This window comes from Streptomyces sp. R11 (assembly GCF_041051905.1).
Taxonomy (GTDB): Bacteria; Actinomycetota; Actinomycetes; order Streptomycetales; family Streptomycetaceae; genus Streptomyces.
On sequence record NZ_CP163432.1, the window covers coordinates 2,084,035 to 2,097,209 of the forward strand.

At 71.5% G+C, this 13,175-nt stretch carries 12 protein-coding genes; 10 read left to right on the forward strand and 2 right to left on the reverse strand.

Annotation, left to right across the window (positions count from 1 at the left end; translation table 11 throughout):
- Positions 1 to 85: 85 nt before the first annotated feature.
- Entirely contained in the window at positions 86 to 1,810 is a 1,725-nt protein-coding gene (locus AB5J55_RS09515) for a sensor histidine kinase (protein ID WP_369270224.1), read from the forward strand.
- A 93-nt stretch (positions 1,811 to 1,903) separates the two neighbouring features.
- Positions 1,904 to 2,566 (forward strand): response regulator, encoded by a 663-nt coding sequence (locus AB5J55_RS09520; RefSeq protein WP_369270225.1) that lies wholly within the window; start codon positions 1,904 to 1,906, stop codon positions 2,564 to 2,566.
- Positions 2,567 to 2,578: 12 nt separating this feature from the next.
- Here the strand turns inward: AB5J55_RS09520 and AB5J55_RS09525 are convergent, their stop codons facing one another.
- Entirely contained in the window at positions 2,579 to 4,045 is a 1,467-nt protein-coding gene (locus AB5J55_RS09525) for an aldehyde dehydrogenase (NADP(+)) (RefSeq protein WP_369276139.1), read from the reverse strand.
- 193 nt (positions 4,046 to 4,238) lie between these two features.
- Between AB5J55_RS09525 and AB5J55_RS09530 the strand changes: the two genes are divergently transcribed.
- The 6 genes from AB5J55_RS09530 to AB5J55_RS09555 all read left to right on the forward strand — a co-directional run bounded on the left by AB5J55_RS09530 (position 4,239) and on the right by AB5J55_RS09555 (position 9,997).
- Complete coding sequence (locus AB5J55_RS09530) at positions 4,239 to 5,012, forward strand: IclR family transcriptional regulator (protein ID WP_369270226.1); 774 nt, start codon at positions 4,239 to 4,241, stop codon at positions 5,010 to 5,012.
- Positions 5,013 to 5,016: 4 nt separating this feature from the next.
- Entirely contained in the window at positions 5,017 to 5,487 is a 471-nt protein-coding gene (locus AB5J55_RS09535) for a GNAT family N-acetyltransferase (protein ID WP_369270227.1), read from the forward strand.
- An 80-nt stretch (positions 5,488 to 5,567) separates the two neighbouring features.
- Positions 5,568 to 6,566 (forward strand): hypothetical protein, encoded by a 999-nt coding sequence (locus AB5J55_RS09540; protein ID WP_369270228.1) that lies wholly within the window; start codon positions 5,568 to 5,570, stop codon positions 6,564 to 6,566.
- Positions 6,563 to 7,837, forward strand: coding sequence for a sensor histidine kinase (locus AB5J55_RS09545; protein WP_369270229.1), 1,275 nt, complete (start codon positions 6,563 to 6,565; stop codon positions 7,835 to 7,837). Before AB5J55_RS09540 ends, AB5J55_RS09545 begins: the two co-directional genes overlap by 4 nt.
- Positions 7,834 to 8,496, forward strand: coding sequence for a response regulator (locus AB5J55_RS09550; RefSeq protein WP_369270230.1), 663 nt, complete (start codon positions 7,834 to 7,836; stop codon positions 8,494 to 8,496). Before AB5J55_RS09545 ends, AB5J55_RS09550 begins: the two co-directional genes overlap by 4 nt.
- 55 nt (positions 8,497 to 8,551) lie before the next feature.
- Positions 8,552 to 9,997, forward strand: a complete 1,446-nt coding sequence (locus AB5J55_RS09555; RefSeq protein WP_369270231.1) for a peptidoglycan D,D-transpeptidase FtsI family protein — start codon at positions 8,552 to 8,554, stop codon at positions 9,995 to 9,997.
- A 4-nt stretch (positions 9,998 to 10,001) separates the two neighbouring features.
- Here AB5J55_RS09555 and AB5J55_RS09560 read toward each other — a convergent pair whose 3' ends face one another.
- Positions 10,002 to 11,453 (reverse strand): NCS2 family permease, encoded by a 1,452-nt coding sequence (locus AB5J55_RS09560; protein WP_369270232.1) that lies wholly within the window; start codon positions 11,451 to 11,453, stop codon positions 10,002 to 10,004.
- A 258-nt stretch (positions 11,454 to 11,711) separates the two neighbouring features.
- Between AB5J55_RS09560 and AB5J55_RS09565 the strand changes: the two genes are divergently transcribed.
- The gene (locus AB5J55_RS09565; protein WP_369270233.1) at positions 11,712 to 12,281 is read left to right on the forward strand and encodes a SigE family RNA polymerase sigma factor; all 570 of its coding nucleotides are present in this window, start codon (positions 11,712 to 11,714) and stop codon (positions 12,279 to 12,281) included.
- Entirely contained in the window at positions 12,278 to 13,144 is an 867-nt protein-coding gene (locus AB5J55_RS09570) for a hypothetical protein (protein WP_369270234.1), read from the forward strand. The genes AB5J55_RS09565 and AB5J55_RS09570 overlap by 4 nt, the downstream gene beginning before the upstream one ends.
- Positions 13,145 to 13,175: the final 31 nt, after the last annotated feature.

Consider the following 13,175-nt stretch of genomic DNA (forward strand, 5'->3'; position numbering starts at 1 on the left):
GGGGAGCGGGTGTTCACTTTCGTCGTTCGCGGGTGCGCCGAAGGGCGGATGCGGGCCCCGGGGTGCGGCTGTCTATCGTCTGCGCGTGGACGCAGCACTGACATCCCGTACCGACCGGCCGCTTCGCGCCCGGCTCGCCGCCGCCTCCCCGTGGCCCCGTAAGCGGATCGTCGGGGAGGCCGTGCTCACCGTCGTGCTCTCCGGGACGGCGGGCCTCTTCGACGGCGATGCCGGGTTCGGAGCGCGGGGCGTCGCCGTGGCCCTGGTCGTCGCCGTACTGACACTGGCCCGCCGGTCGCTGCCGGCGACGGTGCTGCTCGTCTCGTCGGCCATGGCCGGGGCGGTGACCGGCGCGGCGCTGCTGCTGACGTACGCGAGCTGGTCGGCGGGCAGCCGCATCATGCGTCCCGGGCGGGCGCTGGCCGCGTACGCTGCGGGATTCGTCCTCTACTGCGCCCTGGGCGCCCGCAGCGCCGCCGACGAGGAGATCCGGCTGTCGTTGCTCATGACGGCCGCGCTGGCAGCGGGCACGTTCCTGGCGATGGTGATCGTGCCGGGTCTGGCCTCCCGCTATCGCGCCCAGCGTCACGCGCTGCTCGACGCCCTGCAGCGGCACAACGCCCAGCTGGTGCGCGAACAGGCGATGGTGGCGCGGCAGGCCCGCCTCCTCGAACGGCAGCGCATCGCCCAGGACATGCATGACAGCCTGGGCCACCAGCTCGCCCTGATCGCCGTGCACACCGGGGCGCTGGAGGTGGACCCGGAGCTGGGCGAACGGCAGCGGGAAGGGGTCGGCATCCTCAGGGAGGCCTCCAGGGCGGCGATGCGGGAGCTGCGCGAGGCGGTGGGCATCCTGCGGGACGGCGTCGAGGCGCCTGCCGGGCAGCGGCCGGACCCGGCCGCCGCCGAGCCCCCGACGGCCCGTGTGGCGGCCGCTGTCGACGGCCTCGTCGAGGCGTCGCGGGCCGCGGGCGCCGCGATCGAACTGCACCGCTCCGGCACCGTACGTCCCCTCGCGCCCGCCGCCGACCACGCCGCGTACCGCATCGCCCAGGAGGGCCTGACCAACGCGCACAAGCATGCGCCGGGTGCCCCGATCACGGTGGCGCTGCGCTATGAACCCGACAGCCTGGTGGTCGAGGTGGCGAACGGGCCCGTGCCGGCCGGGGCACCGGCGGCCCCGCCCGCGGTGAGCGGCGGTCAGGGCCTGGCGGGCCTGCGGGAGAGGGCCCGGCTGGTCGGCGGCATGGTGCACACCGGCCCCGGCCCCGATGGCGGCTTCCGTCTCGCCGGTGTGCTGCCCTACGGCGGTGGCGAGACCCTGCCCCGCCCGGACGGCGCGACCTCCGTCTCGTCGGACGACGACTTTCGGGGGCAGCTCGGCGGGGCGGCGGCGGGCGACGGTGGAGCGGTCATCGACCGTTCCGATCCGCAAGGGGAGTTCGCCGCCATCATGAGCAGCAAGAAGAAGGTCGCCCTCGGCTGTGCCGTCACCTCCGTCGTCCTCGTCGTGGGCGTTCTCGCCCTCGGGGCCTGGGGGTTGATGGCGCTGTTCGACGAGGTGGAGAGCGGCACCATATCGCCGAGCGTGTACAAGTCCGCGAAGGTCGGCGACGCCGAGAAGGACGTGAAGGCCAAGCTGCCCGAGGGCAGTTCCCTGCTCACCGAGGGCCAGGAGCAGAACGGCCCGCCGCTGCCCGAGGGCGCGACGTGCCGTCACTATCTGGACATCGACGACGACATCGTCTACCGGTTCTGCTTCCGCGACGGGAAGCTCGTCGCGAAGGAGACCTACAAGGACGAGCTCTGAACGGCGGCAACCAGGTCGCACGGGTGACCGGATCCGGCATGATGGCGGGGCTCTGCCATCCGCTCATCACACCGACACCGCGCAGGAGGCCGCGTGATCCGGGTCCTCGTCGCCGACGACGAGCCGCTCATCCGGGCCGGCATCAGGATGATCCTCACCTCTGCCGACGACATCGACGTCGTCGCGGAGGCGGGCGACGGCCGGGAGGCGGTGGAGACCGCCCGGAGCACCGCGGTCGACGTGGCCCTGCTGGACATCCAGATGCCGGTGATGGACGGGCTGACCGCGCTGGCCGAGCTCGGCCGGGCCGCACCGGGGGTGCGTGTGCTGATCCTGACCACGTTCGGCGAGCGCGACAACGTCCTGCGAGCCCTCGGCCACGGCGGCGCGGGCTTCTTGCTGAAGGACTCCGCGCCGCAGGAGCTGATCCACGCGGTGCGCGCGGCGGCGGCCGGCAACGCCTATCTGTCCCCGGCCGCCACCCGCCACGTCGTGGACACCCTGGCCTCCCCCGCCGCCACCGCCCGCGGCGAGGAGGCCCGCCGCCGTCTGGCCGACCTGACCGCCCGCGAACGCGAGGTCCTGGCCCTGCTGGGCGAGGGCCTGTCCAACGCGGACGCGGGGGCCCGGCTGCACATGAGCGAGGCCACGGTGAAGACGTACGTCAGCCGCATCCTGACCAAGCTCGACTGCGAGAACAGGGTGCAGGCGGCCCTCCTGGCCCGGGACGCGGGCCTGGAGGCGGACCGGGGCTGACGCGGACGAACCTCAGCGCTCCAGCGTGCCGTTGAACCGCCGGGGCAGCCCCAGCGGATTGTCGTCCCGCAGCTCCGCGGGAAGCAGCGCCTCGGGCGCCCCCTGATAGGCGACCGGCCGCAGCCACCGCTCGATCGCCGTGCCGCCCACCGACGTCGACGTCGAGGTCGTCGCCGGGTACGGACCGCCGTGATGCTGGGCCGGCGCCACGGCGACACCCGTGGGCCACCCGTTGACCAGCACGCGACCGGCCAGCGGCGTCAGCTCCGCGAGGATCTCCGCGCCGCGTCCCTCGCCCGCCGCCTCCTCGGCCGACAGATGAACGGTGGCCGTGAGGTTGCCGGGCAGCCGGGACAGCACGGCCTGGGCCTGGGCGTCGTCGTCGTAGCGGACGATGACCGTCACCGGGCCGAAGCACTCCTCCAGGAGCAGGTCGTACGCCCCCTCGGCGGTCAGCTTCTCGGCCGCGACCGTCAGGAACCCGGCGCTGACCGTGTGCTCCCCGCCCGCCCCCGGAGTCACCGGCGACTCGACGTCCGGCAGCCCGGTGCGCTCGGCGACCCCGGCGATGAAGTTGTCCCGCATGCGGTGGTCCAGCAGGACGCCCGCCTCGGTGTCGCTGACGGCGTCCGTGAGGGACTTCAGCAGACGGTCGCCCGCCGCACCGCTCGGCGCGAGCACGAGCCCGGGCTTCACACAGAACTGGCCGACGCCCAGCGTCATCGAGCCGGCCAGCCCCGTGCCGATGGCCTCGGCCCGCTCGGCGGCGGCGGCCTCGGTGATCACGACGGGGTTCAGGGAGCCCAGCTCGCCGTGGAAGGGGATCGGGACCGGACGGGCCGCTGCGGCGTCGAAGAGGGCACGCCCGCCCCGCACCGAACCGGTGAAGCCGGCCGCGGCGACCAGCGGGTGCCTGATCAGCTCGATGCCGGCCTCGAAGCCGTGCACCAGACCCACGACACCCGCCGGGATGCCGTGCTCGGCGGCAGCCGTGCGCAGCACCTTGGCGACCAGCTCGGACAGCGCCGGGTGGTCGGGGTGGGCCTTGACGACGACCGGGCAGCCCGCGGCCAGCGCGCTCGCGGTGTCGCCGCCCGCGACGGAGAAGGCGAAGGGGAAGTTGGAGGCCGAGTAGACGGCGACGACGCCGAGGGACACCTTGTAGCGGCGCAGGTCCGGGATCGGCGGGGTCGCGGTGTCGTCGGGGTGGTTGATGACGACGTCGAGGAAGGCGCCCTCGTCGACGATGTCCGCGAAGGCCCTCAGCTGGTAGCAGGTGCGGGCGAGTTCACCGGTGAGGCGGACCGGGCCGAGCGCGGTCTCGGCGTCGGCGGCCTCGACGAGGTGGTCCTTGGCGCCCTGCAGCCGGTCGGCGGCGCTGCGCAGGAAGGCCGCACGGACCGTGCGGTCGGCGAGGGAACCGCGCGCGGCGTGCGCGTCGCGGACGGCGGCGTCCACCTCCTGGGCTGTGGCCTCCACCGCAACCTGTTCACGCTGCTTCCCGGTTCGGGGGTCGACACTCCAGACTGGTGCTGCTGCCACCGCGGGTCCCTCCACATGTAATGCCGCAGTACTGGGTCATCCACCAGGGTCGTTCGATATACTGAACGTTGTCTCTGATGATGAATATGCTTCGGAGACTATTTCCCGTCGAACGAAGGGGTCAAGGGCGATGTCGGCTGTCGAGACGGGGGGCGGAGCGCAGGTCAAGTCCGCGGTGCGGACGGTTGAACTGCTCGAATACTTCGCCGGACGCCCCGGTATGCACTCCCTCGCCGCGGTCCAGGAGGCCGTCGGCTACCCCAAGTCCAGTCTGTACATGCTGCTGCGCACGCTCGTGGAGCTCGGCTGGGTGGAGACGGACGCGACGGGCACGCGGTACGGCATCGGCGTACGGGCGCTGCTGGTCGGCACCTCGTACATCGACGGCGACGAGGTGGTCGCGGCGGCGCGACCGACGCTGGACCGCCTCTCGGACGACACGACGGAGACGATCCACCTGGCCCGTCTGGACGGCACGAACGTGGTCTACCTGGCCACCCGCCAGTCCCAGCACTACCTGCGCCCCTTCACCCGGGTCGGCCGCCGGCTCCCGGCCCACTCGACCTCCCTCGGCAAGGCGCTGCTGAGCACCTACACGGACGAACAGGTCCGCAAGCTGCTCCCGGAGACGCTCCCCGCGCTGACCGAGAACACGATCACCGACCGCGAGAAGCTCATCGAGGAGCTGCACCAGGTCCGCGAGCAGGGTTTCGCCGTCGACCGCGAGGAGAACACCCTCGGCCTGCGCTGCTTCGGCGTGGCGATCCCGTACCGCACGCCGGCGCGTGACGCGATCAGCTGCTCGGTGCCGGTGGCACGGCTGACGCCCGCGCACGAGCAGATGGTGAAGGACGCGTTGTTCGACGCGCGCGACAGGCTGACGCTGGCAACTCGTAGGCTCTGACTCCATGGATGTGGAACTCCGCGAGGTGCACGACAGTGATCTGCCGGTCTTCTACCGGCAGTTGAACGACCCGGAGGCCCTGCGGATGGCGGCCTTCACCCCCAAGGACCCGGAGGACTGGGACGCCTTCGACGCCCGCTGGAGGCGGATCCGGTCCTCGGACGACGTGCTGCGCACGATCCTGGCCGACGGTGACGTGGTGGGCAGCGCGGCCGTGTACGGGGAGCCGGGCGAGCGGGAGGTCACCTACTGGGTCGACCGCGCGTACTGGGGCCGGGGTATCGCCACGGCCGCCCTGCGGGGGCTGCTCGCCGAGGTCCCCGAACGCCCGCTGTACGCGCGGGCGGCGGCGGACAACGAGGGCTCGCTGCGGGTGCTGCAAAGGTGCGGGTTCCGGGTGACCGCGTACGCGCGGGGGTTCGCGAACGCGCGGGGCGAGGAGATCGACGAGGTCGTGCTGCACCTGGAGGGCTGAGGTCCTCTCCCCCGTCAGGCGGAGACGGATCATCGCCGTGCAGGAGGCGCCGGCCGGTGCTCTCGCGGGAGCGTGGCGGTATGACGCAGACACTCGCTCCCGCCCCGGAGACCGACCACGCCGTCGGTCCCGGCAGGTCCCGTCGCGCCCTGCGGGCCGTCGCCCTCGTCTCCTGCGTGCCCTATCTCTCGCTCAAGGTCGCCTGGATCGCGGGGAGTCGGATCGGCATCCCTGACGGCAGCTCGCTGCTGGAACACCGGGCGAGCATGGCCGTCGCCAACAGCGTCACCGTGCTCATGGACGCGGCCGTCATCGTGCTCGCGCTGCTGCTGACCCGGCCGTGGGGGCTGCGGGTGCCCGCGTGGCTGCTCGCCCTCCCCGCCTGGGTGGCCACCGGGCTGCTCGCGCCAATCATGGCCGGGTTCCCGATCCAGCTCGTCGTCGACGCGCTCGGCGGGCCCACGAACACCACCGCCGACGGTGAACCGTTCCTCGACGCCTGGGTCTTCGGGGTCGTCTACACCGGGTTCATCGTGCAGGGACTCACCCTCGGCGCCCTGCTCGTGCTCTACGCCCGCGACCGCTGGGGCCGGCTGTGGGAGGGGCGGGTCTGGGAACTCCCGGTCGGCCTCATCGGGGCGGCCCAGCGTGCCATCGCCGTCGCGGCGGCCGGCTGCGCGCTGCCGACACTGGTCGCCCACCTGCTGTGGGCGTGCGGGGGCACCGCCGGGCTCGACGAGACCCACGTCGCCGACCGGACCAGTGGCTTCTACGTCATGGAGGCCCTGTCCGCCGTGTTCCTCGCCATGGCCGTCACCGGCGGACTGCTCCTCGCCTTCCGGCGCGGCCGGGCCCTGCCCGTCGGGCTGCCCCTCGCCCTCGCCTGGGTCGGCTCGGCGGCCGCGGTCTGCTGGGCGGGCTGGTTGTCGCTGGCCCCGCTCACCGACGTGGCAGACGGCCCTTCACCGGTGCTGAGCCTCACCTACGCTGGCCAGATGATCGTCGGCATCCTCGTCGCCTGCCTCGGGGTGCACTTCCTCGCGGAGCGCTCCGCCTGCCGGAAGCGTCGTACGGCGTGAGCCGGTTCTTCGGGTTGCTGTTCGGGCGGCGGGCGCGCCGGCGCTGGATCCATCTGATCCTCGGCGGCGCGCTCGCCATGCCGTACGTCTTCGTCGGCCAGCTCGTCGTCGGTCCCGCCACCAACTCGCGGTACGTCTTCAACGACCTCCCTCTCCAACTGCTCTCCTTCGCCGTCGGGTTGCCCCTCGCCGCCCTCACCGCGGCCCTGTTCCCGCTGACCCGGCCCATGGAGGCCGGCGCGGTGCGGTCGCTGTGCGGTGTCAACGCGGTCCTGCTCGCTCGCGGGCCAGCCCGTACGCGGGCGGCGAGGGGGCGGGCGGCGGCCTGGTTCACGCTGCATCTCGGGTTCGGCGGGATCATCTCGGGGATGTCGCTGGCGGTGCCGCCGTTCGCCGGCTTCCTCACCGCGCTGCCGCTGCTCGTGTGGCTGGGCGGCGCCCAACTCGTCGGCCTGCCGGAGGCCCTCGACCAGACCTGGGTGCTGGCGCTCGCGCCGGTCGCCGGCGTGGCGGCGCTCGTCGCGCTCGCCGGCTGCGCGGCCGTCTGCGGCTCGCTTCTCGCCCGCTGGGCGCCCGCGTTGCTCGGCCCCACACCCGAGGACCGGCTCGCGGTGGCCGAGGCGCGCGCCGCCGACCTCGCCGTGCGCAACCGGCTCGCGCGTGAACTGCACGACTCCGTCGGCCACGCCCTGAGCGCCGTCACCCTGCAGGCGAGCGCGGCCCGCCGGGTCCTCGACACCGACCCGGAGTTCGTCCGCGAGGCCCTCGCCGCGATCGAGGACACGACCCGGCGCACGGTCGGCGAACTGGACGCCGTGCTCGGTGTGCTGAGAGAGGGCGACGCCCCCGGTACGGCCCCGGCGCCCACCCTCGCCGCCGACCTCGCCGGCCTGCTGCGCCGCACCCGCGCGGGCGGGCTGCGGCTGACCGCCACGGTCGACGCCGACCCCGACGCCCTGCCGCCCGTCCTGTCCCGCGAGGCCTACCGCATCGTGCAGGAAGGGTTGAGCAACGCCCTGAAGCACGCCGGGGAGCGGGTGAGCGTGACCCTGCGGGTCGTGATCGCCGAAGGGCACCTGGAGATCACCGTGGAGAACCCGCTGCCCCACGCCCGCACCTGCCGCCCCGGCGGCGGCCACGGCCTGCGCGGCATCGCCGACCGCGCCCGGCTGCTGGGCGGGACGATGGCGGCGGGGCCGGCGGAGGGCTTGTGGAGACTGCGCGTTCGGCTGCCGATGACCTGTCCGCCGACCCCGAGGGAACGCCCATGACGCCCCGCCCCGCGATCCGTGTCGTCCTCGCCGACGACGAGCGCATGGTCCGCAGCGCCCTGCGCGCCATCCTCTCCGCCGAGCCGGACCTGGAGGTGGTCGGCGAGGCGGGGACCGGTGCCGAGGCGGTGAGCATCGTGCGAGAGCGCCGACCCGACGTGGTCCTCATGGACGTCCGGATGCCCGAGATCGACGGCATCCGGGCCACCGAGCAGATCCTCGCCACCCTCGACGAACCGCCCCGTATCGTCGTCGTGACCACTTTCGAGAACGACTCCTACGTGTACGACGCCCTGCGCGCCGGAGCGGCCGGGTTCCTGCTGAAGCGGGCGGACGCCGACGCGCTGGTGCAGGCCGTACGGCTGGTCTCGCACACCGACACCCTGCTGTTCCCGTCGGCCGTACGCACTCTCGCTGCCGAGCACACGCGCGCGTACCCCGCGCCGCCGCCCTGGGTGGCGAGGCTCACAGGCCGTGAGAGCGAGGTGCTGCGGCTGATGGCGCAGGGCCTGACCAACGCGGAGATCGCACGGCGGATGGAGGTCGGTCCGGCCACCGTGAAGTCGCACGTGGCGGCGGTGCTGGCGAAGACCGGCACCCGGGACCGCACGCAGGCCGTGATCGCCGCATACGAGGCGGGCTTCATGAACGCCCGATGAGAAATGTGGGCGCAAGGGAACGATTGCCCCCATCCTGATCGTCCTCTTGGGTGGGATGAACAAGACGATCAGGCGGGCGTCCGTCTTCACGCTGCTCCTGGTGTTCGCTCTGCTGGTCAGGGCGACCTGGGTGCAGTTCTACGAAGGCCAGGCCCTCGCGGACGACAAGGAAAACCGGCGGAACACGATCGCGCTGTACAGCCAGCCGCTCGGCAACATCATCGTGGGCGGCGAGGCGGTCACCGGCTCCGCGCCGACGAAGAGCGGCGACCTCGCGTACAAGCGGACCTACACGGACGGCTCGCTGTACTCAGCCGTGACCGGCTACAGCTCGCAGGCGTTCGGAGCCACCCAGCTGGAGGGCATCTATCAGGACCTGCTCGACGGCAGCGACACCCGCGTCAAGAGCGTGATGGACACGATCACCGACAAGCGGGCCGACCCGGGCAACGTGGTCACGACGATCGACCCGGATGTGCAGAAGGCGGCCTACGAGGCGCTCGGCGACAACAAGGGCGCCGCAGTCGCGATCGACCCCAAGACGGGGAAGATCCTCGCGGTCGTCTCCACTCCGTCGTACGACCCGTCGCGGATCACCACGGGCGACTCGAAGGCCTGGGCGCAGCTGACCAAGGACCCCGAGAAGCCGATGACGAACCGCGCGCTGCGGCAGCCGCTGCCGCCGGGATCGACGTTCAAGCTGGTCGTGGCGGCCGCCGCGCTGGAGGACGGCCTGTACTCGTCGGTGGATGAGAAGACGGACAGCCCGGACCCGTACCCGCTGCCGGACACCAACCGGAAGCTGGGCAACGAGAACCCCAACGCCCCCTGCAAGGACGCCTCGATCCGGGTCGCCCTGCAGTACTCCTGCAACAACGTCTTCGGCAAGATGGCCGTCGACCTGGGCCAGGACAAGGTCAGGGAGACGGCCGAGAAGTTCGGCTTCAACGACGAGGAGCAGGACGTCCCGGTGCGGGCGTACCCCAGCGTGTACCCCTCCGACATGGACAAGCCGCAGACCGCGCTCTCGGGCATCGGCCAGTTCGACGTCACCGCGACCCCGCTGCAGATCGCCATGGTGTCGGCTGCCATCGCCAACGGCGGCAAGTTGGTCTCACCGCACATGGTGTCGCAGATCACCGACGGCGGCGGCGACGTCCTGGAGAACTACGACGACAGTGCCGAGACCACGGAGATCGTCAGCTCGGACACCGCCGAGCAGCTCCAGTCGGCGATGCAGACGGTCGTCGAGGAGGGCACGGGCACGAACGCGCAGATCCCGGGCGCGACGGTGGGCGGCAAGACGGGCACGGCCCAGCACGGCGAGAAGAACAGCAAGACGCCGTACGCCTGGTTCACGTCGTACGGGAAGGCCGACGGCAAGGAGGTCGCCGTGGCGGTGATCATCGAGCAGTCGAACGCCGCCAGGTCCGAGGTCAGCGGCAACGGGCTGGCCGCCCCCGTGGCCAAGAAGGTGATGGAGGCGGCGCTCAAGAACTAGCAGGTCACTTGACGCCCAGGAGCTGCTCGATCGGGTTGATGGCGAAGTACACGAGGAACAGCGCCGACGTTCCCCACAGCAGCCAGTGGATGTCCTTCGCCTTGCCCAGCACCGTCTTGATCACGACGTAGGCGAGGAAGCCCGCCCCGATGCCGTTCGTTATCGAGTAGGTGAAGGGCATGACGGCGATGGTCAGGAACGCCGGGATGGCGATCTCGTACTTGTCCCAGTCGATGTGCTTGACCTGGGTCATCATCAGGAAGCCGACGGCGACGAGCGCGGGGGCGGCCGCCTGGAGCGGGACGATGGTGAGCAGCGGGGTCAGGAAGAGGGCCAGGGCGAACAGGCCGCCGGTGACGAGGTTGGAGAAGCCGGTGCGCGCGCCTTCGCCGACGCCGGCGGCCGACTCGATGTAGGAGGTCGCCGAGGACGAGGAGGCCGCGCCGCCCGCTGCCGCCGCGGCGCCGTCGATCAGCAGCACCCGGCCGAGGTTCGGCACCTTGCCCTGCTCGTCGAGGAGTCCGGCTTCGGCGCTGATGCCGACGACCGTGCCCATGGTGTCGAAGAAGTCGGACAGCACCAGCGTGAAGATCAGCAGCACGACGGTGATGGCGGTGGTCTCGCCGAACGCGCCGAACAGGCTGAAGTCGCCGATGAGTCCGAAGTCGGGGGTGTCGACCACCTTGTCGGGCCACGCGGGCGTGGTCAGGCCCCAGGCCTTGATGTCGGCGACCGAGTTGATGACCATCGCGAGGACCGTCATGGTCACGATGCTGATCAGGATGGCGCCCTTCACCTTCCGGGCGAGCAGGGCGATCGTCAGCAGAACTCCGAGGCAGAACACGAGGATCGGCCACCCGGTGAGGGTGCCGGTGCCGCCCAGCTGAACCGGCACTGTGGTGTTCGCGACGTCCGGGATACGGCTGACGAACCCGGCGTCGACGAAGCCGATGAAGGCGATGAACAGGCCGATGCCGACGCTGATCGCCTGCTTGAGCGGCTGCGGGATGGCGTGCATGACGGCCTCGCGCAGCCCGGTGACCACCAGCACGCAGATCAGCAGGCCTTCGAGGACGACCAGGCCCATCGCGTCGTCCCAGGACATCAGCGGGGCGATCTGGAAGGCGACGACGGCGTTCAGGCCCAGGCCGGCGGCGAGGGCGAGCGGGAGGTTGCCGCCGACGCCCATGATGATCGTCATGACCGCGGCCACCAGGGCGGTGGCGGTGGTGAGTTGGACCGCATCCAACTGGTGGCCGAACTTGTCCTTCGCGCTGCCCAGGATGATGGGATTCAGGACAAGGATGTAGGCCATCGTGAAGAACGTGGCGAAGCCGCCCCGTATCTCACGGGCGAAGGTGGAACCCCGTTCGGAGATCTTGAAGAACCGGTCGACGCTGTTCACGCCTTGCGGCGGGGCAGTTGACCGGTCGGCCACCTTCTGGGAATCGGACATGGCGGTTGCTCCTTGCTGCCTGACTGATCGGTGTGCGGATGCTGGCTGGATTGTTCCCGCGTTGAACGCGCTTCAGGTTTTCTCCGTGTTACGGAATCAGGCCTGCTCACGTGCGAGGTACCACACGACGTTCGAGACCTCGTACGAACAGGGCATTCGATCGCTGCTACGCTTCCGGACCTCGCCGCATGATCGCGTAATGATCGCCGGACGATCACATGTCATACACATGCCACTCGTAGGCAAGGAGGGCCGCCCGTGGGCACGGTCGTCGACGACGCCGCCTCCGTGGAGTTCCATGCCTTCTTCGAGCGCCACTATGCCGAACTCGCGCGCCTGGCCCACCTGCTGACGGGCGAGGCGGACGCGGCCGACGATCTGGCCGCGGACGCGCTGCTGGCGCTGTGGCACCGCTGGGACCGGGTCCGCGCGGCCGACCATCCGGTGGCGTACGCGCGCGGGGTCGTGGCCAATCTGGCCCGCACCAGAATCCGCAGCGCGGTCCGGGAGCGGCGGCGGGTCGCCCTGTTCTGGTCGCAGCGCGAGGAGAGGACGGAGAATCCGGACATCGCCGGCGTCGTCGACGTCCAGGAGGCGTTGCGTGGACTCCCGTTCCGCAAACGCGCCTGTGTGGTGCTGCGGCACGCCTTCGACCTCTCCGAGAAGGACACCGCGCTCGCCCTCGGGATATCGGTCGGTACGGTGAAGAGCCAGACCTCGAAGGGGATGGCCGAGTTGCAACGGCTGCTCGGGACACAGGGCGCTCCCCTCAAGGTGCACGCGGCGGCGATGGTGCGCACCGAGGGCGCCGCAGGAAGGAACCGATGATGCGGCGGGACGTGCACGACGAACTGCGCGCCCGGCTGCACGAGACGGCCGAGGCGCACGAGCCCGACCGCGGGCGGATCCTGGCCCGGGTCGAGCGCGGCATGGCGGACCCCTCCGGGCAGACCCGCACCGACCGCCGGGCGACCCGCCCACCGGTGTACGGCTGGTTCCGGGTCGTGAGCGCGACGGCCGCGGTCGCCGGAGTGCTCGCGGCCGGCGGGTACGCGGTCGCGTCCGCCGTGAAGGAGGACACCCCGCAGCAGTCGGTGGCCACTTCGCCGACGCCCACCCCGTCCCCGGACGCGTCGGGCAGCGCCCCGGCCCCTCCCGCCCCGTCGACGGATCCGACGCCCGATCGGACGCCCGAGTCCCGCGGGACGACCGCGATGCCGACACGACAACCGAGCGCCACGGCCGAGCCCCCCGCCGCCAAGGGCGTGCAGGACGGCCCTCTGTGGTCGGACGGCTCGGTGGACCCGCACAGCAACGACTTCTGGGCCCAGAGCAATCTGACCCTGAAGACGAGCGAGCAACTCAGCGCGCTCACCGTCCGGTTGAAGATCAAGCAGACCGGCGGGGTCAGCACGGCAGGCGCATGGCGCTCGCTGCCGGAGGAGGACTTCACGCTGGCCGTCGAGGAGAAGGACGGCTTCCTCGTCTACACCTGGACACTCAAAGAGGGCCGTACGGTCCGCGAGGGCGAGTGGGTGTTCGCGGGGCAGTACGATCATGAGCGAGGCGGCCGGGACGCGCGGGGCGACAACTATGCGATGACGGCCACGGCGGACGGAGAACAACTGTCCGTGGCGGGCGACTTCGCGGCGCACGGCGACGACGACTCGGCGGCCGACGCGGATTCGTAAAGCACGATCCGGAAGCAACCTCCCGCAGTTT

Bases quoted from the DNA above. Each gene is read 5' to 3' on its own strand.
- AB5J55_RS09530 (WP_369270226.1), top strand. From the start codon at position 4,239: ATGTCGGCTGTCGAGACGGGGGGCGGAGCGCAGGTCAAGTCCGCGGTG.
- AB5J55_RS09535 (WP_369270227.1), top strand. From the start codon at position 5,017: ATGGATGTGGAACTCCGCGAGGTGCACGACAGTGATCTGCCGGTCTTC.
- AB5J55_RS09540 (WP_369270228.1), top strand. From the start codon at position 5,568: ATGACGCAGACACTCGCTCCCGCCCCGGAGACCGACCACGCCGTCGGT.
- AB5J55_RS09550 (WP_369270230.1), top strand. From the start codon at position 7,834: ATGACGCCCCGCCCCGCGATCCGTGTCGTCCTCGCCGACGACGAGCGC.
- AB5J55_RS09555 (WP_369270231.1), top strand. From the start codon at position 8,552: ATGAACAAGACGATCAGGCGGGCGTCCGTCTTCACGCTGCTCCTGGTG.
- AB5J55_RS09560 (WP_369270232.1), bottom strand. From the start codon at position 11,453: ATGTCCGATTCCCAGAAGGTGGCCGACCGGTCAACTGCCCCGCCGCAA.
- AB5J55_RS09570 (WP_369270234.1), top strand. From the start codon at position 12,278: ATGATGCGGCGGGACGTGCACGACGAACTGCGCGCCCGGCTGCACGAG.